Below are 339 nucleotides of genomic sequence, written 5' to 3' on the forward strand. Positions count from 1 at the left end.
AGTCCAGTAACAATTCTGCTGAGTTATCGCGCTGAACTGTGCCGAACACATCCCGGATGGATGGCTGTCCCAGCAGGGCGGACATTTCAGCCAGCAGGGGCATGGCCTGGTAGTGTGCCCGCTGGGCTGCGGGGATATTGCCAGTCATATGCAGCATGTCCCTGATTTCAAACCAGGTGGCAGCATTCCACCATCCAGCGTCATGTTGTTCTGCGATGCCACTCTCTTCCAGGGCGAGATCCACAAGGGGCTCTGTTCCTGCACGGTACAGTCTGGGGTTGTTTTCGCCATACTCCCTGAAGGCCAGATCCACCAGGTTGCTTATGATTTGCCGGGTGT

At 56.3% G+C, this 339-nt stretch carries 1 pseudogene; it reads right to left on the reverse strand.

The annotated features are described in order from the left end of the window. Nucleotides 1-339, reverse strand: a pseudogene (locus tag E0D98_RS26215) (ATP-binding protein); the annotation flags it as partial.

This window comes from Escherichia sp. KCJ4928 (genome assembly GCF_004352695.1).
In the GTDB taxonomy this organism is placed as follows: Bacteria; Pseudomonadota; Gammaproteobacteria; order Enterobacterales; family Enterobacteriaceae; genus ECMA0423.